At 65.7% G+C, this 21746-nt stretch carries 21 protein-coding genes; 11 read left to right on the top strand and 10 right to left on the bottom strand.

Annotation, left to right across the window (positions count from 1 at the left end):
• Nucleotides 1-231 precede the first annotated feature (231 nt).
• From AC1DYS_RS09000 to AC1DYS_RS08985, 4 genes are all read left to right on the top strand, one after another.
• On the top strand, nt 232-1344 hold the full coding sequence (locus tag AC1DYS_RS09000) for an aromatic ring-hydroxylating oxygenase subunit alpha (RefSeq protein WP_477898158.1): 1113 nt from the start codon (nt 232-234) through the stop codon (nt 1342-1344).
• A 115-nt stretch (nt 1345-1459) separates the two neighbouring features.
• A complete protein-coding gene (locus AC1DYS_RS08995) occupies nt 1460-2329 on the top strand; it encodes a DMT family transporter (protein WP_477899593.1) in 870 nt (289 codons plus the stop codon).
• 3 nt (nt 2330-2332) lie between these two features.
• Nucleotides 2333-3163 (top strand): sulfurtransferase, encoded by an 831-nt coding sequence (locus AC1DYS_RS08990; protein ID WP_477898156.1) that lies wholly within the window; start codon nt 2333-2335, stop codon nt 3161-3163.
• A 101-nt stretch (nt 3164-3264) separates the two neighbouring features.
• Nucleotides 3265-3699, top strand: coding sequence for a universal stress protein (locus AC1DYS_RS08985; protein WP_477898154.1), 435 nt, complete (start codon nt 3265-3267; stop codon nt 3697-3699).
• 106 nt (nt 3700-3805) lie between these two features.
• On the opposite strand, the gene AC1DYS_RS08980 is transcribed toward AC1DYS_RS08985, so the two are convergent.
• Both AC1DYS_RS08980 and AC1DYS_RS08975 read right to left on the bottom strand, forming a co-directional pair.
• Nucleotides 3806-4585 carry a ZIP family metal transporter gene (locus tag AC1DYS_RS08980; RefSeq protein WP_477898152.1) on the bottom strand — a complete coding sequence of 260 codons (780 nt, stop codon included), beginning with the start codon at nt 4583-4585 and terminating at the stop codon, nt 3806-3808.
• A gap of 74 nt (nt 4586-4659) precedes the next feature.
• The gene (locus tag AC1DYS_RS08975; RefSeq protein ID WP_477898150.1) at nt 4660-5532 is read right to left on the bottom strand and encodes a dienelactone hydrolase family protein; all 873 of its coding nucleotides are present in this window, start codon (nt 5530-5532) and stop codon (nt 4660-4662) included.
• Nucleotides 5533-5650: 118 nt separating this feature from the next.
• Here AC1DYS_RS08975 and ppx point away from each other — a divergent pair, with 118 nt between their 5' ends.
• Nucleotides 5651-7174 carry an exopolyphosphatase gene (ppx, locus tag AC1DYS_RS08970; protein WP_477898148.1) on the top strand — a complete coding sequence of 508 codons (1524 nt, stop codon included), beginning with the start codon at nt 5651-5653 and terminating at the stop codon, nt 7172-7174.
• Nucleotides 7175-7190: 16 nt separating this feature from the next.
• Here the strand turns inward: ppx and sixA are convergent, their stop codons facing one another.
• The 4 genes from sixA to AC1DYS_RS08950 are packed head-to-tail and all read right to left on the bottom strand — an operon-like array spanning nt 7191 to nt 11641.
• Nucleotides 7191-7652 carry a phosphohistidine phosphatase SixA gene (sixA, locus tag AC1DYS_RS08965; protein ID WP_047483992.1) on the bottom strand — a complete coding sequence of 154 codons (462 nt, stop codon included), beginning with the start codon at nt 7650-7652 and terminating at the stop codon, nt 7191-7193.
• A gap of 10 nt (nt 7653-7662) precedes the next feature.
• Nucleotides 7663-9717 carry a polyphosphate kinase 1 gene (gene ppk1 / locus AC1DYS_RS08960; RefSeq protein WP_477898146.1) on the bottom strand — a complete coding sequence of 685 codons (2055 nt, stop codon included), beginning with the start codon at nt 9715-9717 and terminating at the stop codon, nt 7663-7665.
• On the bottom strand, nt 9714-10781 hold the full coding sequence (locus AC1DYS_RS08955) for a glycosyltransferase family 4 protein (protein WP_477898144.1): 1068 nt from the start codon (nt 10779-10781) through the stop codon (nt 9714-9716). Before AC1DYS_RS08955 ends, ppk1 begins: the two co-directional genes overlap by 4 nt.
• Nucleotides 10778-11641, bottom strand: coding sequence for a UDP-2,3-diacylglucosamine diphosphatase (locus AC1DYS_RS08950; protein ID WP_477898143.1), 864 nt, complete (start codon nt 11639-11641; stop codon nt 10778-10780). The genes AC1DYS_RS08955 and AC1DYS_RS08950 overlap by 4 nt, the downstream gene beginning before the upstream one ends.
• 759 nt (nt 11642-12400) lie before the next feature.
• On the opposite strand from AC1DYS_RS08950, the gene AC1DYS_RS08945 reads away from it, so the two are divergent.
• The 6 genes from AC1DYS_RS08945 to AC1DYS_RS08920 all read left to right on the top strand — a co-directional run bounded on the left by AC1DYS_RS08945 (nt 12401) and on the right by AC1DYS_RS08920 (nt 18995).
• Nucleotides 12401-13333, top strand: a complete 933-nt coding sequence (locus tag AC1DYS_RS08945) for a hypothetical protein (protein WP_477898142.1) — start codon at nt 12401-12403, stop codon at nt 13331-13333.
• The gene (gene recJ, locus AC1DYS_RS08940) at nt 13330-15051 is read left to right on the top strand and encodes a single-stranded-DNA-specific exonuclease RecJ (RefSeq protein WP_477898140.1); all 1722 of its coding nucleotides are present in this window, start codon (nt 13330-13332) and stop codon (nt 15049-15051) included. Before AC1DYS_RS08945 ends, recJ begins: the two co-directional genes overlap by 4 nt.
• A 94-nt stretch (nt 15052-15145) precedes the next feature.
• A complete protein-coding gene (locus AC1DYS_RS08935) occupies nt 15146-16474 on the top strand; it encodes a PQQ-dependent sugar dehydrogenase (protein ID WP_477898138.1) in 1329 nt (442 codons plus the stop codon).
• A 61-nt stretch (nt 16475-16535) separates the two neighbouring features.
• On the top strand, nt 16536-17393 hold the full coding sequence (locus AC1DYS_RS08930; RefSeq protein WP_477898136.1) for a 3',5'-nucleoside bisphosphate phosphatase: 858 nt from the start codon (nt 16536-16538) through the stop codon (nt 17391-17393).
• On the top strand, nt 17390-18358 hold the full coding sequence (locus AC1DYS_RS08925) for a DMT family transporter (protein ID WP_477898134.1): 969 nt from the start codon (nt 17390-17392) through the stop codon (nt 18356-18358). The genes AC1DYS_RS08930 and AC1DYS_RS08925 overlap by 4 nt, the downstream gene beginning before the upstream one ends.
• A gap of 4 nt (nt 18359-18362) precedes the next feature.
• Nucleotides 18363-18995: an L-threonylcarbamoyladenylate synthase gene (locus tag AC1DYS_RS08920; RefSeq protein WP_477898132.1), complete on the top strand. Its 633-nt coding sequence runs from the start codon at nt 18363-18365 to the stop codon at nt 18993-18995.
• Nucleotides 18996-19069: 74 nt separating this feature from the next.
• On the opposite strand, the gene AC1DYS_RS08915 is transcribed toward AC1DYS_RS08920, so the two are convergent.
• The 4 genes from AC1DYS_RS08915 to AC1DYS_RS08900 are packed head-to-tail and all read right to left on the bottom strand — an operon-like array spanning nt 19070 to nt 21665.
• Nucleotides 19070-19429, bottom strand: coding sequence for a RidA family protein (locus AC1DYS_RS08915; RefSeq protein WP_477898130.1), 360 nt, complete (start codon nt 19427-19429; stop codon nt 19070-19072).
• Nucleotides 19426-20082: a glycerol-3-phosphate 1-O-acyltransferase PlsY gene (gene plsY / locus AC1DYS_RS08910; protein ID WP_477898128.1), complete on the bottom strand. Its 657-nt coding sequence runs from the start codon at nt 20080-20082 to the stop codon at nt 19426-19428. Before plsY ends, AC1DYS_RS08915 begins: the two co-directional genes overlap by 4 nt.
• 25 nt (nt 20083-20107) lie before the next feature.
• A complete protein-coding gene (gene ybaK / locus AC1DYS_RS08905; RefSeq protein ID WP_477898126.1) occupies nt 20108-20599 on the bottom strand; it encodes a Cys-tRNA(Pro) deacylase in 492 nt (163 codons plus the stop codon).
• A 7-nt stretch (nt 20600-20606) separates the two neighbouring features.
• A complete protein-coding gene (locus tag AC1DYS_RS08900; protein ID WP_477898124.1) occupies nt 20607-21665 on the bottom strand; it encodes an aldo/keto reductase in 1059 nt (352 codons plus the stop codon).
• Between the last annotated feature and the right edge of the window lie 81 nt (nt 21666-21746).

The raw sequence follows: 21746 nt of genomic DNA, 5'->3' as shown, positions 1-21746 counted from the left end.
TGTAGTCAGCCGGTTGCAGCTGAGCGTTGCCTGAACACACCAGTTCAGCAGTTCGACACACATCGTCCAAAGGTAGGGAAGCCGGAAGAAGGGTATTGACCCCATGGGTACAATTCGGCCTTCGCTGAATGACTGGGTTCACCCCGTCCGCGCCGTGCGCAGCGAAAACATCCCACCCGCTGGCGTTACTCGGGTGGCACGTTCACATCGGTCATAGGAAATCTCGGGATCATGTCTGACCTGAGCCTCGCTCTCTCCTCTCTCGAGCGCCAAGGCGCCCAACTCCCTGTCTCTGCCTACTTCGACGACGATCTCCATCGCCGCGAGATGGAGCTCATCTTCCAGCATGGCCCGCGCTATCTCGGGCACGCGCTGGCGGTGCCCGAGATAGGCGATCACTACGCCCTGCCTCAAGAAGGCGAAGGCCGCGCACTGGTTCGCACGGCCCAGGGCATTCAGCTGATCTCCAACGTCTGCCGCCACCGCCAGTCGGTGATGCTGCGCGGCCGTGGCCACACGGGCCAGAACATCGTTTGCCCGCTTCACCGCTGGACCTACGACCTGAAGGGCCAACTCATCGGCGCGCCGCACTTTGCGCAAGACCCGTGCCTGCACTTGAATACCTACAAGACACGCCAGTGGAACGGCCTGATCTTCGAAGACAACGGCCGTGACGTGGCCGCCGAGCTGTCGGCCATCGGCCCACGTGCCGACCTCGACTTCTCCGGCTACGTGCTCGACCGCGTGCGCATGCACGAGTGCGACTACAACTGGAAGACCTTCATCGAGGTTTACCTGGAGGACTACCACGTCGGCCCCTTCCACCCCGGCCTGAGCCAGTTCGTGAGCTGCGAAGACCTGGCGTGGGAGTTCGGCAAGCACCACTCCGTGCAGACGGTGGGCGCCAACAACGCACTGGCCAAGGCCGGGTCGACCACCTACCGCAAATGGCATGACGCCGTGCTGGCCTTCCGCAATGGCGAGCCACCGAAACACGGCGCGATTTGGCTCACTTACTACCCGAACATCATGGTGGAGTGGTACCCGCACGTGTTGGTGGTGTCCACGCTCTATCCCAAAGGGCCGCAGAAGACGCTCAACGTGGTGGAGTTCTTCTATCCCGAGGAGATCGCCGCCTTCGAGCGCGAGTTTGTCGAAGCCGAGCAGGCTGCCTACATGGAGACCTGCGTCGAAGACGACGAGATCGCCGTGCGCATGGACGCCGGCCGCAAGGCCTTGTACGAGCGCGGCGACAACGAAGCCGGGCCGTACCAATCTCCGATGGAAGACGGCATGGAGCAATTCCATGCGTGGTACCGACGCACCTTGAATTTCCGTGGCTGAACAACGTCGGCGCCTGAGCAGCCGAGTGCGGATCCCTGCCTGGTCACGCGCCATGCGGGGAGCTGTCGACCTGTCCGTTGACAGCGGAATCGGCGCATTGCCAGCCCCCGTGCTGATGATCCTGGCGTCGTTCCTGTTCGCCACGATGAGCGTGTGCGTGAAGCTCGCCTCCGAGCTGTACGAGACCGGCGAGATCGTGTTCTACCGCGGCTTGGTTGGCGCCACCGCGCTGGCGTTCATCACCTGGCGCCGCGGCGGCACGCTGCGCACGTCCGTCCCGGCGATGCACTTCTGGCGCAGCCTGAGCGGTGTGATCGCGCTCGGCCTGTGGTTCTATTCCATCGGCAACCTGCCGCTGGCCACGGCGATGACGCTGAACTACATGTCGTCGGTATGGATGGCGCTGTTCCTGATCGGTGGCGCCGTGATGCTGGGCACCTCGCGCGTCGATGGCCGCTTGATTGCCGCCGTGCTGCTGGGGTTTGGTGGCGTGGCCTGCATCCTGCGGCCGACGATCGAACAGAACCAGCTCTGGCACGGCCTGATCGGCCTGCTGTCGGGAATGATTGCCGCCACCGCCTACATGCAGGTCACCGCCATGGGCCGGGCCGGCGAACCTGTTTACCGCATCGTCTTCTATTTCTCGCTCGGCGGCTTGCTGCTTGGCGCGCTCGCGAGCGTGTGGACCGGCTTCCATGCACACACCTGGCGCGGGGTCGGACTGCTGCTCGCCGTGGGGGTGCTGGCCACCACCGCACAGATGCTAATGACACGCGCCTACGGCACCGGCAAGCTGCTGGTGAACGCCAGCCTGCAGTACCTGGGCATCGCGTTTTCGTTTGGCTATGGTGTGCTGCTGTTCAACGACAAGGTGACGCTGCTGTCGCTGCTGGGCATGGCGCTGATCGTCAGCTCCGGCCTGGCAGCTACCTTGTTGCGCAGCAAGTCTGCGCCATCGGACACATCCACCTTCTCGGAAAGCTGAGCCATGCACCCCTTGATCACCGCGGCCGAACTGCGCCGGATGCTGGATTCCAAGAGCCCTCTCGTGGTGCTCGACTGCAGCTTCGATCTCGTCGACACCGCGGCCGGTGAACGCAGCTACCGCGAGGGCCATCTGCCCCAGGCGCTGTACGTGAGCCTGGAGCGCGATCTGTCAGGCCCGAAGACCGGCCGCAACGGCCGCCACCCCTTGCGCGAACGCGCGGCCTACGCGCAGTGGATGGGCCACATCGGCGTCGCACCCGGCATACCCGTCATCGCCTACGACCGTCAGGGCGGCATGTATGCGGCACGCGCCTGGTGGGTATTGCGCTGGATGGGCCATGCCGACGTGGCCTTGCTCGACGGCGGGCTGGCCGCATGGCAACAGGCCGGCGGCACGCTGACCACAGATGTGCCCACGCCCGCCCCGGTTACGCCTTATCCATCGCAGCCGCCCGGCCTGCCCACCCTCGACGCACAGCAACTGCAGGCTCGCCTGAACGAGGTGCTGGTGATCGACGCCCGCGCTCCCGAGCGCTACCGCGGCGACGTGGAGCCGCTCGATGCGGTGGCTGGCCACATTCCCGGTGCCGTCAACCGCTTCTTCAAGGACAACCTCCTGCCCGACGGCCGCTTCAAACCCGCCGAGCAACTGCGTGCCGAATTCAGCCCGTTGCTCGACGGCCGGCCGGTGGTGCAGCAATGCGGTTCAGGTGCGACGGCCTGCCACAACCTGCTGGCGATGGAAGTGGCGGGCCTGGGCACCACCGCGCTCTACCCGGGCTCGTGGAGCGAATGGTCCAGTGACCCCTCGCGCCCCATGGCTCGCGGGTAGGCATTGACCTACGCCATGAAAGCCGCCGATCCACGTTGACCGGGGCGGGCCATCGGACTAAGTTCGCGACTGAACGCTCCCGTTCATTTCAGGAGACCATCATGTTCAACCGCATTCTGGTTCCGACCGACGGCTCAGAGATCACCGGCAAGGCGGTCGACGCAGCCATCGGGCTGGCCAAGTCGGTCGGCGCCAAGCTGTACACGCTGAGTGTGAAAGAGCCGTTCCCCTACAGCGCCATCTCCGAGATGCAGCCCACGCCGCCGCAGGAGTTCTTCGACGCTCAGGAGCGCATCGCCTCCGTCCGCGTGAAGACCGTGCGCGAATCGGCGGAAGGCCTTGGTGTGACTTGTGAAGCACACACGGTGGAAGCCTTGCACCCCTGGGAAGCCATCATCGAACATGCCCGTCGTCACGAGTGCGACCTGATCGTGATGGCGTCGCACGGCCGCCGCGGCGTCACTGCGCTGCTGCTGGGCAGCGAGACACAGAAGGTGCTCACGCACAGCAAGGTGCCGGTGCTGGTGGTCCGATAGAGCCCCCCAGTCGCTTCCGCTCCTGCCCCCAAGGGGCGCCGCCTAATGGACCGGCGGAGCCGGATCCACGGGCGTGGCTCGGTCACGCTTCGCCGCGCTCGCTGTTTTAGTGGCCGTGCACTACCTGCACAACCCCAACGATGATCACCATGCCCACCGCCAGCCAGGCGAGTTGGGCCAGCGTGTCCTTCAATGACAGGCGGTGCTGCAACTGCGGAATGAGGTCGGCCACCGCCACGTAGATGAAGCTGCTGGATGCGATAACCAGCAGGTACGGGAAGAGCTGCTCCCACGGCCCGACGACGAAATAGCCGATCACGCCGCCCACCACGGACGACAGCCCCGAGATGGCGTTGTACAACAGCGCCTTGCTGCGCGAGAGCCCAGCGTTCAGCAGCACGATGTAGTCGCCGACCTCTTGCGGTATCTCGTGCGCAATGATGGCCAGCGAGGTCACGATGCCCAGCCGCGTGTCGGTCAGGAATGCGGCCGCGATGATGATGCCGTCGCAGAAGTTGTGGATGCTGTCGCCCATCAGCACGCTCCAGCCGCCGCGGCCAGCCTGCTGCTGGTCGAAGTGGTGGTGATGGTGGTGCCCGTCGCCTTCGTGGTGGTGGGTGTGGCGGTAGAGCTCGGCCTTCTCGAGCAGGAAGAAGAACATCAAGCCGCCGAGCAGCGTCGCGAACAAGGCTTGCGGGCTGGCCGTCTTGCTCTCGAATGCCTCGGGCAGCACGTTGAGCAAGGCCGTCGACAAGAGCACGCCGGCCGACAGGCTGACCAGGTGGTGCACCACGCGGCCGAGCACCCTCACGGTCAGGCTCGCCGCGATCAGCACCGACAGCAGGCCGCCGGCCAAGGTCGCGATGACGATGTAGAGAAAAGTCATGAATCCAAAGCCACAACGCACAGCCACAAAAAAGCCGCGCAGCACGCGCGGCTTGTCGAATCAGCGGCGTGTGCTCAGGCCACGCCGTTGGCCTTGAACCAGGCGACTGCACGCTTCCATCCGTCGTCAGCCGCTTCCTTGCGGTAGCTGGGCCGGTAGTCGGCGTTGAAGGCATGCGGCGTGTCGGGGTAGACGACGAACTCAGACTTCTTGGCCGCTGCGCTGCCGGTGCTCAAGGCGGTTTTCATCTTATCAATCGTGTCGACCGGGATGCCGCTGTCGGCGCCGCCGTACAGGCCGAGCACCGGACCGGCGAGCCTGCCGGTCAGGTCGATCGGGTTGGCCGGCGTGAGCGGCGTGCTGTTGCCGACCAGCCGGCCATACCAAGCCACGCCGGCCTTCACGGCCGGGTTGTGCGCGTCGTAAAGCCAGGTGATGCGCCCGCCCCAGCAGAAGCCGGTGATGCCCAGACGCGAGGTGTCGCCGCCATTCGCCTTGGCCCACGCCACAGTGGCGTCGAGGTCGGCCATCACCTGCTCGTCGGGCACCTTGGAGATGATGTCGGACATGAGCTTGGCGATTTCCGTAGGCGCCTTGGCGTCGCCTTGGCGCACGAACAGCTCGGGTGCGATCGCCATGTAGCCGAGCTTGGCAAAGCGCCGCGTGACGTCGGCAATGTGTTCGTGCACACCGAATATCTCGGACACGACCAGGATCACCGGCAGATTGGTCTTGCCTTCGGGCGCCGAGCGATAAGCCGGCATCTTGAAGTCGCCCACAGAGATCGTCACCGGGCCGGCGGTGAGGCCGCTCGTGTCGGTCTTGATGGTCTGCGCGCTCACCGGCAGCACGGCGGCGGCGAACCCGCTGCCCACGGCGGTCTGAACGAAATCGCGGCGACTGAAGTCGCGAGTCGGGGTCAGGCTGTCCAGGTCTTTGCGAAGCATGTGGGAGTCTCCAAGTGAGCGGGGTGCAAGAAGCAGCGCATTCTAGGAAGCACGAAGTTTTCTTGCACTGACCCTTTGCACGTCAAGGCGGTCACGAAAAGCCCGGACAATCGGCGCGATGAATTTGCCCAGATCCTTGCCCGACAACCTCCGCTGGCCCGATCACCTGGCCGCGATCGACATGGGCTCCAACAGCTTCCGCCTCGAAATCGGCCAGCTGAGCCCAGGCCGCTACAAGCGAATCGACTACCTGAAGGAGACTGTGCGCCTGGGCGCCGGTCTCGACGCCCAGGGCCAGCTGACCGAAGACGCCATGCAGCGTGGCCTCGCCTGCCTGCGCCGCTTCGCGCAGCGTCTCGACGGTTATGCCGCCGTGCAGGTGCGTGCTGTGGCCACGCAGACCTTGCGCGAAGCACAGAATCGCAACGCCTTTCTCGCGCGCGCCCAAGCGGCGCTCGGCTACCCCATCGAGGTGATCTCGGGCCGTGAAGAAGCACGTCTCATCTTCGCCGGAGTGGCACGCCTGCAGCCGTCCGACGAGCGACGGCTGGTCATCGACATCGGCGGCCGCTCGACCGAGATGATCCTCGGCCAGGGGCGCACGCCGCTGCGCGCCGAGTCGTTCCAAGTAGGCAGCGTCAGCCTGTCGATGCGCTACTTCAGCGACGGCCGCTTCACCGACAACGCTTTTCGCGCCGCGCAAGTGGCGGCCGGTGCTGAGCTTGAAGAAGCACTGGCGCCGTTTGCCGCACGACACTGGCGCGAGGCGCTCGGCTCCTCGGGCACGGCGGGGGCGGTATCTCACTTGCTCGCCGCGAATGGCATCACCGATGGCGTCATCACCCCCGACGGCTTGCGCTGGTGCATGGACCAATGTCTGCGCGCCGGCCGCCTCGACAAGCTCAACCTGCCCGGCCTGAAGGAAGACAGGCGCGCCGTGATCGGCGGCGGCCTCGCCATCCTCTATACGCTGGCCACGCACTTCGGCATCGAGACATTGCAGCCGGCTCGCGGCGCCTTGCGCCAGGGCGTGATCTTCGACCTGGACGAGCGCCTGAACGCAGCAGCCCAAAGCGGCGAGAGCCACGACGTGCGCGACGACTCGGTGGCCGAACTGCAGCGTCGCTTCGAGGTCGACGTGGCACAGGCGCGGAACGTGGCCGCCGTGGCCGACGCGCTGTACGCCGGCGCCGTCCCCGCTGCCGACCGCACGCTCGCCCGCGAGTTAGGCTGGGCTGCGGCGGTGCACGAGATCGGCATGATGGTGTCGCACCACGACCACCACCGCCACAGCGCCTACCTGCTGAGCAACGTGGATGCGGCCGGGTTCTCGCAGTCGCAGCAGCGCCGCTTGGCCGACCTGGTGCTTGCGCAGCGCGGTGGTCTGCGCAAGGTCGAATCGCAGCTCGCGCAAGATGGCTTCGCCTGGCAAGCGCTCTCATTGCGCCTGGCCATCATCAAGTGCCACGCGCGCGGCGAGGTCAACCCCAACGCACTGCGCCTGCAGCGCAAGGGCAACGTGGCCCAGCTGTCGTTCTCGCAGGAATGGGCCGACTCGCACCCGCGCACGCTGTTTCTGCTGAACGAAGAAGTGGCCGCGTGGGAGCGCAGCGGCGTGCTGCGCCTTCAGCTGACGAACTGAGCGGCACCTTGAGGCGCTAGAGGCAGTCGGGAGACTGAACTGCCTGCACGACCACCTGGTTGCCGCTCTCGCGCTCACGGCTGCGCAGCCACCACACCGCGCCCTTCTTGATCACCCAGGTCTGCGCCACCTCGCCCAGCAGCAAGGCCGCCACCTGGCCCAGCGTGGGCTGGTGGCCGACGACCAACACCGGCTCGTTGGCCTCGGGCCATCGCACCACGCTCAGCAAGGCCGTGGCCGACGCTTCGGGCGCGAGCAACTGAACAGTCTTGAAATGCCTATCCAGCGCCTTGGCCGTCTGCTGGGTGCGCAGTGCCGGGCTCACCAGGATGCGCGTGGAATGCGCCAGGCGATGGTTCAGCCATTCGGCCATGCGCTGCGCCTGTCGTTCGCCCTTGGCTGTCAGCGCGCGCTCGAGGTCGGTCTGCCCTTCGCGTTGCACATGGGCTTCTGCGTGGCGCCAGAGGATGAGGTCCATCGTGATCTTTTCAGATGTAGCGCTGCATCAGCGCTTGTTGCGCACTCGGGCCGTCGGTGCCCAAGCGCCGGTAGCTGCCGTCGGCGTTCAGTTCCCACGAGTCCTGTCGGTCGTGCAGATAAGGCACCAGGCACTCGTCGATCACGCGTTGGCGCAGCACCGCATCGCGCACCGGCCAGGCCACCTCGATGCGGCTGAACATATTGCGGCCCATCCAGTCTGCACTGGACAGGAACAACGCTTCTTCCGCATCCGTCAATCCCCACCGGAAATACAGCACCCGCGAATGTTCCAGCAAGCGTCCCACCACCGAACGTACGCGGATGCGGTCGGTCAAACCGGCAATGCCCGGCGGCAACATGCACGCGCCACGCACGATCAGGTCGATGTCCGCTCCGGCCTGGCCGGCAGTGATCAACGCATCGATCAGCGGAACGTCGGTCAGCGCATTGATCTTCGCGACGATGCGCGCCGGCTTGCCTTCTCGCGCCGCCTGCGCCACCAGCTCGATGTGCTTCAGCATCTGCTTGTGCAGCGTGAACGGCGCCTGCAGCAGCTGGCGCAGCGGCCGCGTCTTGCCGAGACTGGCGAGCTGCTGGAACACGGCGTCGGCGTCCGAGGTCAGGTCGGGGTCGGCCGTGAGGTAGCCCACGTCGGTATAGAGCCGCGCAGTCTTGGGGTTGTAGTTGCCGGTCGACAGGTGGCCGTAGCGGCGCAACCGGCCGCCTTCGCGGCGTGTCACCAGCAGCAGCTTGGCGTGCGTCTTCAGGCCCACGATGCCGTAGACCACCTGCGCACCCACCGCCTCCAGGCGCTCGGCCCAGTTGATGTTGGCCTCTTCGTCGAAGCGCGCCTTCAGCTCCACGACGGCCATCACTTCCTTGCCGCGGCGCGCGGCCTCGATCAGCAGGTCCATCAATGGCGATTCGCTGCCCGTGCGGTAGATGGTCTGCTTGATGGCCAGCACATCGGTGTCTTCCACCGCCTCACGCAGGAACTGCACCACCGGCTCGAAGGATTCATACGGGTGGTGCATCAGCACGTCGCCCGCACGCAGGCGCTCGAAGATCGAGGCGTCGGGCGACAGGCCAGCCGGCCACGGAGCGACGTGTGGCTCGAAGCGCAGCTGCGGCGCATCGGCCCCGTCGATCAGCGCATTCAGCCGCACCAGGTTCACCGGTCCGTTGACTGTGTAGAGCGCCGCCTTGGGCAAGGCGAACTGCGTCAGCAGAAACTCAGACAACTCGGGCGGGCAGGTGTTGACCACCTCGAGGCGGATGGCTTGGCCGAAGTGCCGCGTGGTCAGCCCCGAGCGCAGGGCCTGGCGGAGGTTGACGACGTCTTCCTGGTCCACGTCCAGATCGGAGTCGCGCGTCAGGCGGAATTGCGAGAAGGCCTCGACCTCGCGCCCTGGGAAAAGCTCGTTCAGGTGAGCACGGATCACGCTGGTGAGCAGCACGAAGGCCTGCACGCCCTTCTCGGCGCCTTCCACCAGCTCGTCGGGCAGGCGCATCACGCGCGGCAAAACGCGCGGCACCTTGACGATGGCGATGATGTTCTCGCGGCCGAAGGCATCCTTGCCCCCGAGCCGCACGATGAAGTTGAGCGACTTGTTGGCCACCTGCGGGAACGGGTGCGACGGGTCGAGCCCCACCGGCACCAGCAGCGGCCGCACCTGCCGCTGAAAGAACTGATCGACCCAGCGGCGCTGCGCTTCGTTGCGGTCGGAGTGGTTGAGGATGTGGATGCCGGCGCGCTTCAACGCCGGCATCACGTCGTCGTTGAACGCGCGGTACTGGTCGTCGATCAGCGTGTGGGCTTCGGCGGCCACTCGCTCGAGGTCGCGGTTCGACACACCGGCACCGGGTTTGCGAGCCGCTTCGATGTAGTCGGCAAACCGTACCTCGAAAAACTCGTCCATGTTCGACGAGACGATGCAGATGTAGCGCAGGCGCTCGAGCAGCGGCACGTCGTCTCGCCGGGCTTGTGCAAGCACACGGCGGTTGAACTCCAGGATAGAGCTTTCGCGGTTGAGGAGCGCTGGATTGCGGGTAGCCGGGGTCATGAAACCAGTTTATGAAGCTTTTGCGACGGTTGTGTGACGGTCGCTGCTTCTGTGTGACGGGCCGGGACCAGATGCTCGATGAACTCGCGGCAGACTTCTGCCCAATCGAACTGCAAGGCGCGCCTGCGTGCAGCGCCACGTGGAATGTCCAGCGCCTTCAGCGCCGCGGTGCGCAGATCGTCGTGCAAAACGCCACCGTCGTCGCCATCGTGCTTCGGGTCGACCACATCGAGCGGGCCGGGTACGGGGTAGGCAGCGACCGGCGTGCCGCAGGCCATGGCTTCCAGCATCACCAGGCCGAAGGTTTCCGAGCGGCCCGGAAACACGAATACATCGGCTGCGCTGTAGATATGGACCAGCTCGGCGCGCGGCACCACGCCACGCCAATGCACATCAGGGTATTCGCGTTGCAGCCGTGGCTGCAGCGGGCCGACTCCGTAAACCAGCTTGGAGCCGGGCAGGTCGAGCTTCAGGAAAGCGTCGAGGTTCTTCTCATAGCTCACCCGGCCCACATAAAGGAAGACCGGCCGCGGCAAACCCAGATCGGCATCCGGCACAGGTTGGAACAGGCTCAGGTCGACACCGTGCGACCACTGCCGCAGTGGCTCGAACCCATAGCCTTGCAAGATGCCGTGCATGCCCGAACTCGGCACCATGATGCCGCTGGACTTGGCATGAAAGCGCCGGAACCAGGCGTAGCCCCAGCTTTCCGGAATGTGGAGTGCCCGCGCCAGGATGTCGGGAAACCGCGTGTGGAACGCGGTGGTGAAAGCCCAGCCTCGGCGAATGCAGAACGCGCGCGCCGCCGAGCCCATCGGCCCTTCGGTCGCGATGTGCACGGCATCGGGCTGCGCGGCCTCCAGCATCTCGGCCACCTTGCGGGCAGGCCGCCACGCGAGTTCGATCTCGCGGTAACCGGGGCATGGGAAGCGCTTGAAGCCCGACGGTTCGATCAACACCACCTCGTGCCCGTGGCCGAGCAGGCCCTGGTGCAGCTCGACCAGCGTGGTGACCACGCCGTTGACCTGCGGCGTCCAGGCGTCGGTGACTAAGGCGATCTTCATGCGGGTACCTCGCTGGCGTGGGGAACGACCGATCGCCGGTCGCGCATGTGCGCGGCCCAATCAAGAATTTCGAGCCGCCCATCGGCATGCTCTGCCAGCGCGGTGAGGCTCTCGACCCAGTCGCCATCGTTGGCGTAGACGATGCCGTCGATCTCGCGCAGCTCGGCGTGGTGGATGTGGCCGCAGACGACGCCCTGGGCACCGCGGCGGCGTGCCTCCTTGGCAACAGCCGCCTCGAAGTCGCCGATGAAGTTCACGGCCCGCTTGACCTTGAGCTTGAGGTACTTCGACAAGCTCCAGTAAGGCAGGCCCATGCGGGCCCGCAGCGAATTGAGGTGGCGGTTCAGCTTGAGCGTGAACTCGTACAGCGAGTCGCCCACATGCGCCAGCCACTTGGCGCACTGGATCACGCCGTCGAAGTAGTCGCCGTGGGTGATCCACAGCTTGCGGCCATCGGCGGTCTGGTGCATCCAGTCCTCGACCACATCGATGCCACCGAAGTTATTGCCGAGATAACGCCGCGCAAATTCATCGTGGTTGCCCGGCACGAAGATCACCCGCGTGCCCTTGCGCGCCTTGCGCAGCAGCTTCTGCACCACGTCGTTGTGCGACTGCGGCCAGTACCAGCTGCGGCGCAGCTGCCAGCCATCGATGATGTCACCGACCAGGAACAGGTGCTCGCACTCGGTGTGCTTCAGGAAGTCCAGCAGCGCGCCGGCTTGGCATCCTGGGGTACCCAGGTGCAGATCGGATATCCACAGGCTGCGGTAATGCCGCTTGCTTTCCTTCAGCGTGTCATCGTCTGCCGGCGGTGATGCGGCGTCGGTCCATGCGCGAAGGAAGGTGGCGTCTCTTTGCATGGAGTTGCATGGTCAGGGTGAGGTGTGACGAGGGCGTGGCGGGGGTGTGAAGGTTTGGTGTCGTTTTCTTTTTTGGTGCCTGCATTCGCATGGGGCTTCTGTTCACTGCGTGAGGCCGTAGCCGGGATGTCGCCCCGGCGGGCGGCCTTCTTTCTTTGCTTCGCCAAAGAAAGAAGGCAAAGGTCGCGAAGCGGGGGTGCGCTCACTTGGCGAAGCCAAGTTATGCGCACACCAAAGGCGACCCCGACGGGGGTGGTCCGGCCAGGGCCGGACTGCTCTGCGGTGCTCGTGCGTTGGGGCCTCGCGCCGAACTCGCTACGCGGCCTGTGGCCGCTGCGCTCAGACAGCCGCGCGAAGTCAGTTGACGAAGCGTGCTGCGCACGCGGCCCCAAACCCCTGCGCTCCTCGACGCCACCCACGGGGCCCGAAGAGCAATGCGGTCGTTTGCTTCGCAGACATTCCCTGTCCCAGCTCGCTGCGCATCATGCGTCGTGGCGATGCGCAGCGAGCCGAGTGGTGGGGTACGTTGAACAGGTGTGCCGTGGGACGGATCTGTCCTCAGGTGACAAGTCGCGTCCTGCAGCCACGCAGCTGTGACAAGTCGGCTGGTGTTCGGCGCCTTTGCTTTGGTGACTTTCATTTGGCGCGACAAATGAAAGTTACTCGGCCGCCGGGCCGAATACCCGGCAACAGCCTCACGCCAGTGAAGAAGCATCCACGCAAAGCGGGCACAAAAAACCAGCAACCGATAATCAAGAAATGCACCTGCTGATCCCCTTCGCCTCAGCCCTCTCCGAGCAAGGCACGCAAACATTGCGCACCCTCAAGCTCCCCAACCTGACCCATCTCCTCTCCCGTCTCAGCCCCACAACCACCATCGGCACCGACGAATACAGCCTCACCCCGCCCCACGAACGCGCCCTCGCCATCACACTGGGCTGGCAAGCCGAAGACGGCGCCCTCCCCTGGGCCGCACACAACGCAGCGCAAGACGGCATCGACATCGGAACGCGCGCCTGGGGCCAGCTCACACCCGTTCACTGGCACGTCGCTGCCGACCACGTCACCCTGCCCGACCCGCACAACTTGCACCTGAGCGCAGAGGAATCGCAGGCTCTGTTCGACATCGTGAAGCCGCTGTTCGAAAGCGAAGGCTGGGTGATGGCCTGGGGCGCACCGACCCGTTGGTACGCAGCGCACGATTCGCTCGATGGCCTGCCTTGCGCGTCCATCGACCGCGTGATCGGACGCAACATCGACCTGTGGCTGCCCACCACGCCGCAGGCGCGCCTGATTCGCCGTCTGCAGAACGAAGTGCAGATGCTGCTCTACCAACAGCCGTTGAACGATGAGCGCATAGCCGAGGGCGCGCTGCCGGTGAACTCGTTCTGGCTCAGCGGTTGCGGGCGCGCACAAGCCTCTCGCTCGATCGACGATCTGGTCCATGCAACCCATCTGCGCGCACCATTGGTGAGTTCAAACTGGCCGGCCTGGGCCGAGGCCTGGCAAGCGCTCGATGCCAACGAAGTGGCTCAAGCGTTGAAGCACTCGCAGCAGGGCCAACCCGTCACGTTGACCTTGTGTGGAGAACGCCTGGCTCGGCGTTTCGAGCAGCAAGCAAAAGGCCTGTGGTCTCGCATGAGCAACCGTTTGTCGCCACCGCCCGTGGTGCCGGTACTGGAGGCGCTGTGAGCGAGCCGCAGATCAAGTTGAGAGAGGTACCGCCCCGCACGGTGTGGGCGCTGGAACAAGGCGGCGTGCACCCGCTGCTCGCGCGCTTGTTTGCGGCACGTGGCGTGCGTGACATCGACGAACTCGATGACGGGCTCGCCCGGCTATTGCCGCCCACTGACCTGCACGGTACGCAAGCCGCAGCGCGCTTTCTCGCAGACGCGATCGCTCAAGGAAAGCGCCTGTGCGTGGTGGCCGACTACGACTGCGACGGCGCCACCGCATGCGCCGTGGCACTGCGCGGCCTCAAGCTGCTCGGCGCGCGGCCCGACACCCTGCACCACGTGGTGCCCGATCGCGCGGTGCATGGCTACGGCCTCACGCCGGCCATCGTCGACTTGGCCATGCAGAAGAAGCCCGACGTGCTGCTCACGGTCGACAACGGCATCGCGAGCCTCGCCGGCGTGGCGCATGCACGTGCGCTGGGCCTGGCCGTGGTGGTGACCGACCACCACCTGCCGGCGAAAGAAGACGACGTGATCGTGCTGCCCGACGCCACGGTGATCGTCAACCCGAACCAGCCGGCCTGCGGCTTCTCGAGCAAGCACCTCGCAGGGGTGGGCGTGATGTTCTATGTGCTGCTGGCCTTGCGCAGTGAGCTGCGCGAGCGTGGCGTGTTCACCCTGGAAAACCAGCCGCGCCTCGACACCCTGCTCGACCTGGTGGCGCTGGGCACGGTGGCCGACGTCGTGCGGCTCGACGCCAACAACCGCCGCCTGGTGGCGCAAGGCCTGAAACGCATTCGCGCGGGCAAGATGCAGCCGGGGATCGCGGCCTTGTTCGTCGCTGCCGGGCGCGATGCGCGCCGCGCGACGGGCTTCGATTTCGGCTTTGCACTCGGCCCGCGCATCAACGCGGCGGGGCGCCTGTCCGACATGTCGCTCGGCATCGAATGCCTGATGACCGACGACCCGGTGCGCGCAAGCGAACTGGCGCAGATGCTCGATGGCATCAACCGCGAACGCCGGGATGTCGAGAGCGGCATGCGTGAGCAGGCCGAAGCGATGCTCGAGTCGCTGATGCCCGAGGGTGAATCGCCCACCGCTCTAGCCATCTACGACCCCGAGTTCCACGAGGGCGTGGTCGGCATCGTGGCCTCGCGGCTCAAAGACCGTGTGCATCGGCCCACCTTTGTCTTCGCGCTCGGGCAGGACGGTTTTCTCAAGGGCTCCGGCCGTTCGATCCTCGGCTTTCATCTGCGCGACGCACTCGACCTCGTGAGCAAGCGTCACCCCGGCGTGTTGAAGAAATTCGGCGGCCATGCAATGGCGGCCGGTTGCACGCTGGCCGAAGAAGATTTCGACACCTTCGACACTGCCTTCCAGAAAGTGGCGGCCGAATGGCTCGATGCCGCCACGCTGTCGCGCACGCTGATGAGCGACGGGCCGTTGCCGGCCGAGTATTTCAACCTCGAGACCGTGCGTTCGCTCGACGCTCAGGTCTGGGGCCAGGCTTTCGAGGCCCCGGTGTTCAGCGACGAAGTGGAAGTGATCTCGCAGCGTCTCGTCGGCGAGAAACATTTGAAGCTCGCGGTGCGCCACGCCGGCACCGTGCGTGACGCCATCTGGTTCGGCCACAGCGAACCAGTGGGCAGCAAGGTGACGATCGCGTACCAACTCCGGGTGGATGAATACAACGGCCAGCAACGGCTGCAAATGATCGTGGAGGCGGTGCGCTGAGGGCAATGCCAGTGCCATCGTGATGGGTTGCATCCGGTTGCATGCAAGCTATGCGAAGCTGGTCTACTCTTGGAAATTACCGAGGACAAAGACCATGAGCGCAACACCGCCCGACGACAAGTCACCTGACCTGAAGCGACGAGAAAGCCTCGTTCGCCTCGGCAGCCTGTGGGCCGCAACGGCTGCGTTGCCGCTCGCGGCATGCGGGGGATCTGACAGCCCGACACCGTCACCCGTGCCGCCTCCCGGGTCTGCGCCGCCTCCGAGTGGCGGCAGCAGCGGCGGCTCGCCGCCACCCGCGCCCCCACCGCCGGCTCCGGCGCCAGCGCCATCCATCAAGACCACGGTGCTCAACAGCACGCTTGAGGGCCCATGGGGCCTTGCCTTCCTGCCCGACGGCCGCATGCTCGTCACCCAGCGGGCCGGCAGCATGGTGATCTTGAGCGCCGACGGCAAGACAAAGTCCGGCGGCCTCGCTGGCGTGCCGACGGTGGTATCGACCGGCCAGGGCGGCCTGCTCGACGTTGCGCTCGACCCCGATTTCACGACGATGAACTCGACGTCGAACTGGGTCTACTTCTCGTACTCGGAAAGCGGCAGCGGCGGCTTGGCAGGCACGGCCGTTGGCAAGGCACGGCTCGACGTGGCGAGCGGGCAGCTGCTCGAATTCACGCGCATCTTCCAGCAACTTCCCAAGGTCGATGGAGGCAACCACTTCGGCTCGCGTATCGTGTTCCGCGGTGACAAGACGATGTTCATCACGCTTGGTGAGCGTGACAAGGGCTCACCCGCCCAAGACCTCACAACCCACCTCGGCAAGGTCGTGCGCATCAAACGCGACGGCAATGTGCCTGACGGCACACTCGAACTCAACCCCGACTTCGGCGCCGGTTCTAAACCCAACCTGTGGAGCTACGGCCACCGCAACCCGCAGGGCGCTGCCTTGCACCCGACCACTGGTGAACTCTGGGAAGCAGAACACGGCCCGCAAGGCGGTGACGAGATCAACATCGCGCGCGCCGGCAAGAATTACGGCTGGCCGGTGATCAGCTGGGGGCAGCAGTACGGCACCACGACGCAGTTCGGCGAAGGCACCGCCAAGGCGGGCATGGAACAACCCGTGACTTACTGGGAAAAGATCGACGGCTCGGCCTGGACGGCAGGGACCGCTAAGTCATCAATCGCACCCAGCGGCATCACCTTCTACACCGGCGACAAGCTGACGGGCTGGACAGGCAACCTCTTCGTTGGCGCACTTGCGGGAATGGCGCTGTGGCGGCTGACGTTGGACGGCAACACCGTGAGCAGCCGCGAGCGCCTGTTCGCTGACCTCGGTGAACGCATCCGCTGCGTGCGCCAGGGGCCGGACGGCTGGCTCTATCTGCTGACCGACAGCGGCAAGTTGATTCGCGTCGAGCAATAGGCATTGCCGTGGTGTCGCCTTGCCGCCATCTGCGGCAAGGCCGGCTGCCTACAATCGAGGCGTGAGCACTCTCAACGCCGATCTGCACTGCCATTCCGTCGTTTCCGACGGCACACTGGAACCCGAAGCCCTGGCCGCGCGAGCCCGCGCCAACGGGGTCGATCTGTGGGCGCTGACCGATCACGACGAGATCGGCGGCCAGCACCGCGCACGTGCCGCGGCGCTGGCGCAAGGCCTGTCCTACCTCACCGGCACCGAGATCTCCATCACCTTTGCAGGCACGACGGTTCACATCGTCGGCCTGGGCTTTGACCCCGATGACGCCGCCCTCAAGGCCGGCCTGCACGCCACCCGTGGCGGCCGAGAAGAGCGCGCGCGCGACATGGCCGCCGGGCTGGAAAAGGTCGGCATCACCGGCGCGTACGAAGGTGCGCTCCAGTACGTGGGCAACCCCGAGCTGATCTCGCGCACCCACTTCGCCCGCCACCTGGTGGAGACAGGCGTGTGCAACGACACCTCGGAGGTGTTTCGCAAATTCTTGGTCGAGGGCAAGCCAGGTTTTGTGCCCCACCGCTGGGCCACACTCGGCGACGCGGTGCGCTGGATCACGCAGGCCGGGGGCATGGCGGTGATCGCGCACCCGGGCCGCTACAAGTTCACACCGAACGAAGAGTACGCACTGTTCAGCGAATTCAAGACGCATGGCGGGCGCGGTGTCGAGGTCGTCACCGGCAGCCACACCACGGCCGACTACGCCAAGTACGCCGACACGGCGCTTGAGTTCGGCCTGCTCGCCTCACGCGGCTCGGACTTCCACAGCCCCGACGAAAGCCACGTCGACCTCGGCACCCTGCCGGCCTTGCCCAAAAACCTGACGCCTGTCTGGGAAGCCTTGAGCGAACGGGTGCACCACCCGTGAGCCAGGCGCCGTCATTGCCCGGCGGCGCCAAGCCTCGCCCGGTGCTGGGCATCGGCCTCATCCTGTTGATGGTCAGCTGCTTCGCCACGCTGGACACCAGCGCGAAGCTGCTCGGCCAGGCCCTGCCGGTGATCGTCAGCCTGTTCGCCCGCTACCTGATCCAGGCGCTCATCATGGGGACCTGGCTGGGTGTTCGGTGGGCGCGCGGTGGGATCAACCTCTTCCGCACCGAGCATCCGCGCTTCCAGGCGCTGCGCGGCTGCCTGCTGCTCGCCTGCAGTGCGCTGCTGTTCTTCGGCATCCGCTACATGCCGGTGGCCGAGTTCACGTCGATCGGCATGCTGACCCCGGTGTTGGTGACCGTGCTGGCAGCGCTGTTCCTGCACGAGCATGTGTCGCTGATGCGAGCACTGCTGGTGCTGGGCGGCTTCATCGGAGCGCTGGTCGTCACCCGCCCGGGCAGCGGGCTCTTCGGCTGGGTCGCGCTCATTCCGCTCGCGATGGCGCTCGTCTACGCCGGCTTCCAGTTGCTCACGCGGCGCCTCTCGCACCTCGACCACCCGCTGACCACGCACTTCTACACCGGGCTGGTCGGCACGGTGGTCGTCGGGCTCGTGGGCCTGGCCTCGCAGCCGGCGGATGCCTGGCAGGCCTTGCAGGCCGCGCCGCCGTCGGTCTGGGGCCTGATGGTGCTCGCGGGCGTCGCCGGCACCGCCGGCCATCTATTCCTGATCCTCGCGGTCGGCGTGGCCCCTATGTCGGTGCTGATGCCCTTCACCTACCTGCAACTCGCCACGGCCAGCTTCACCGGGTGGCTGGCATTCGGCCATGTGCCGGACGGCTGGGCCTTCGTGGGCATGGCGGTGGTGGCCCTGTGCGGTGCCACCTCGGTGTGGCTGAACCTGCGTGAGAGCGCTGCGGCGCAACGCATCGCGCCGAGCGAATCAGCCTTGATGGCAGACTGACGCCATGCCGCAGTACATCGAGGTCCACCCCGACAACCCGCAGCTGCGGCTGCTCAAACAGGCCGCGCAGATCCTGCACGGCGGCGGCATTGCCGCGGTGCCCACCGATTCGAGTTATGCGCTGGTGTGCCACCTCGACGACAAGGCGGCCGCCGAGAAGCTTCGCCGCATTCGCGGCGTCGACGACAAGCACCACCTGACACTGCTGTGCCGCGACCTTTCCGAGCTGTCGAGCTACGCCCGCGTGGACAACAAGCAATACCGCCTGTTGAAGCTGGGCACGCCGGGACCGTTCACCTTCATCCTGGAGGCCACGAAGGAGGTGCCGCGACGCGTGTCGCACCCGTCGCGCCGCACGATCGGCCTGCGCGTACCGGCGCACAAGATGCTGCAGGAGTTGCTCGACATCTTCGGCCAGCCGCTGCTGTCGACGACGCTGATCCCGCCCGGCGGGACCGAGCCGATGAACGACCCGGACGAAATCCGCGAACGCTTCCAGGGCCAAGTGCAGGCTGTGGTCGATGCCGGCGCCTGCCCGATGCAGCCGACCACGGTCGTCGACCTCACCGGCGAGATGCCGCTGCTGGGTCGGATCGGCTTGGGCGACCCGGCGCTGCTCGGCCTCACGGCGGAATAGAGCGCCCCAGTCGTTTCACTCCTGCCCCCAATGGGCGCGCGTCCGGCTTGGGGCGGCCCGGCGCCGTACGGGGGTTAGACCTTCAACGCCGCCGTCACGACGATCTCGATCTTGTACGCGGGGTTCGCAAGCTGCGCCTGCACCGTGGCGCGCGGCGGGGCATCGCCGGGTGCGACCCAGTCGTCCCAGACCTCGTTCATACCGGCGAAATCTGCCATGTCGGTGAGGAAGATCTGCGCCATGACGATATGCGCGTTGTCGGTGTGCGCCTCGCCGAGCAGCTTGTCGACCATGGCCAGCACCTGGCGTGTCTGACCACGAATGTCTTGCGTGGTGTCATCGGGCACCTGGCCGGCCAGGTAGACCGTGCCACGGTGAATGGCCATCTCCGACAGCCGGTCGCCGACGTGGTATCGCCGCACCGCATGGGTCATGTCTTGTTTCCTCGTGGTTGGGCCTTGGCACGTGCCGCGGCACCGGATTTCTGGCCGAGTTTGCTCTCGGTGCCGGCAAACAGTTTCTGGATGTTGGCGCTGTGCCGCCAGATCAGCAGCAGGCACATCACGACGATGGCGGCCGCCAGCGGGCCGCCGTCCCAGATCAGCAATTGGTAGAACGGCGCGAACACCGCCGACACGATGGACGCAAGCGACGAGTAGCGGAAGAACACCGCGATGATCACCCAGGTGAGCAGCGTGGCGAGGCCCAGCAAGGGGTTGAACGCAAGCAGCACACCGGCCGCCGTGGCGACACCCTTGCCGCCCTGGAAGCGGAAGAAAACCGGCCACAAATGCCCGAGAAACGCTGCCAGCCCGACCAGCGCCACCGTGCCGGTGTGCAGGCCGAAGCGCGCGCCGAACTGCTGCACGAGCAGCACGGGAACAAAGCCTTTCAAGGCATCGAACACCAGCGTCAGGATCGCTGCGGCCTTGTTGCCCGAACGCAGCACGTTGGTCGCGCCCGGGTTGCCCGACCCATAGCTACGCGGATCGTTCAGGCCCATCAAGCGGCTGATGATCACCGCGAACGACAGCGAGCCGATCAGGTAGGCCGCCAGCGCAGCAACAGCAGGGTAGAAGGTCTCCATCACGCAGTCAGTTGTGTTCGGGGCGCTATTCTGCACCCGCACACTGAACGGGCTTGGCGTTCAGCAGCGTGGAAAGTACCTGTGGCGCAATGCCGACGAGGTAGCCGCGCCGCCCGCCGTTGATGTAGATCAGCGGCAAGTCCAGCACGCTTTGCTCGACGTAGATCGGCATCGCCTTCTTGGTGCCGAACGGTGATGTGCCACCGACCATGTACCCGCTGTGGCGCTGCGCCACTTCGGGTTTGCACGGCGAAACCCTCTTGGTGCCGATCTGCCGCGCCAGGTTCTTGGTACTCACCTGCTTGTCGCCGTGCATCAGCACGATCAGCGGCTTGGCGTTCTCGTCTTCCATCACCAGCGTCTTGACGACGTGGTGCTCGTCCACGCCGAGCTGCTTAGACGACTCGGTCGTGCCCCCGTGGTCGACGTAGTCGTAGACATGCTCGGTGTAGTTCACCTTGTGCGACTTGAGCAGCTGCGTGGCCGGAGTTTCGGAGACGTGATCTTTTTTCGCCATGTTCAGTTCATTGGGCAGGGTCGCGGTGCTTCCATCGGATGGCGTCGATCTCGGCGAGGATTTCGGGTGACAGCTTCACGCTGAGAGCGTCGATGTTTTCATCGAGCTGCTGCCGGTTCGTCACGCCGATGATGGTGCTGGTCACGCGCCACGAGGTGTAGCAGAAGGCCAGCGCCAGTTGCGTTGGCGTGAGACCGTGCTTGCGAGCCAGCGCGTTGTACAAGCGGGCCGCGGCAAGCGAATCGGCGCGGCCCCAGCGCTGCTTGCGCATCGACTCGAAGGCCGCCAGCCGGCCGACGGTTTCAGGTGCCGCAAAGCCCGATTCGTCGTACTTGCCGGTCAGCGAGCCGAACGCCAGCGGCGAATAGGCCAGCAACGACACACCAAGGCGGTACAGCGTTTCATCGAGCCCGTTGTCGAGCGAGCGGTTGATGAGCGCATAGGGGTTCTGCACCGTGGCCACGCGCGGCAGGCCATGCAGCTCGGCCAAGCGCACGAACTCGCTGACACCCCAGGGCGTTTCGTTCGACAACCCGATGTAGCGGACCTTGCCGGCCTTCACCAGACCGGCGAAGGCCTCGAGCTGCTCGCGGATCGAGGTGTATTCCCTGTCCTGCTTCGGGTCGAAATACAGCGCGCCGAAGGCCGGTGCATTGCGGTTGGGCCAATGAATCTGGTACAGGTCAATGCGGTCGGTGCGCAGGCGCTTCAAGCTGTCGTCGCAGGCCTGCACGATGTCGGCCGGCGTGAGGTTGCCGCTGCCGTTGCGTACCCAGTCCATGTTGCGCGACGGACCCGCCACCTTGGTGGCCAGCACCACCTTGTCGCGCACACCTGAGCGGGCCGCGAACCAGTTGCCAATGATGCGCTCGGTGGCACCAAAGGTCTCGCGCCGCGCGGGCACCGAATACATCTCGGCGGTGTCGATGAAGTCGATGCCGCGGGCCACGGCGTGGTCGAGCAGCGAATGGGCCAGCTCTTCGCCCACCTGCTGGCCAAAGGTCATGGTGCCCAGGCAGATGGACGTCACTTTCAGGCCGCTTTGGCCGAGGGAAACATGCTGCATGGTGTGGATGCTCGTCGAGGCGTTGGCGTTGGTCTGAGCCGGCAGTGTGCCGCAAGCCCCCCGGCACCGTTTGGCGGCTAT

It is taken from the genome of Rhizobacter sp. P2_G4, from assembly GCF_056403575.1.
Note: the sequence above shows the minus strand (reverse complement) of the source record. Positions and strands in the feature narration are given on the sequence as shown.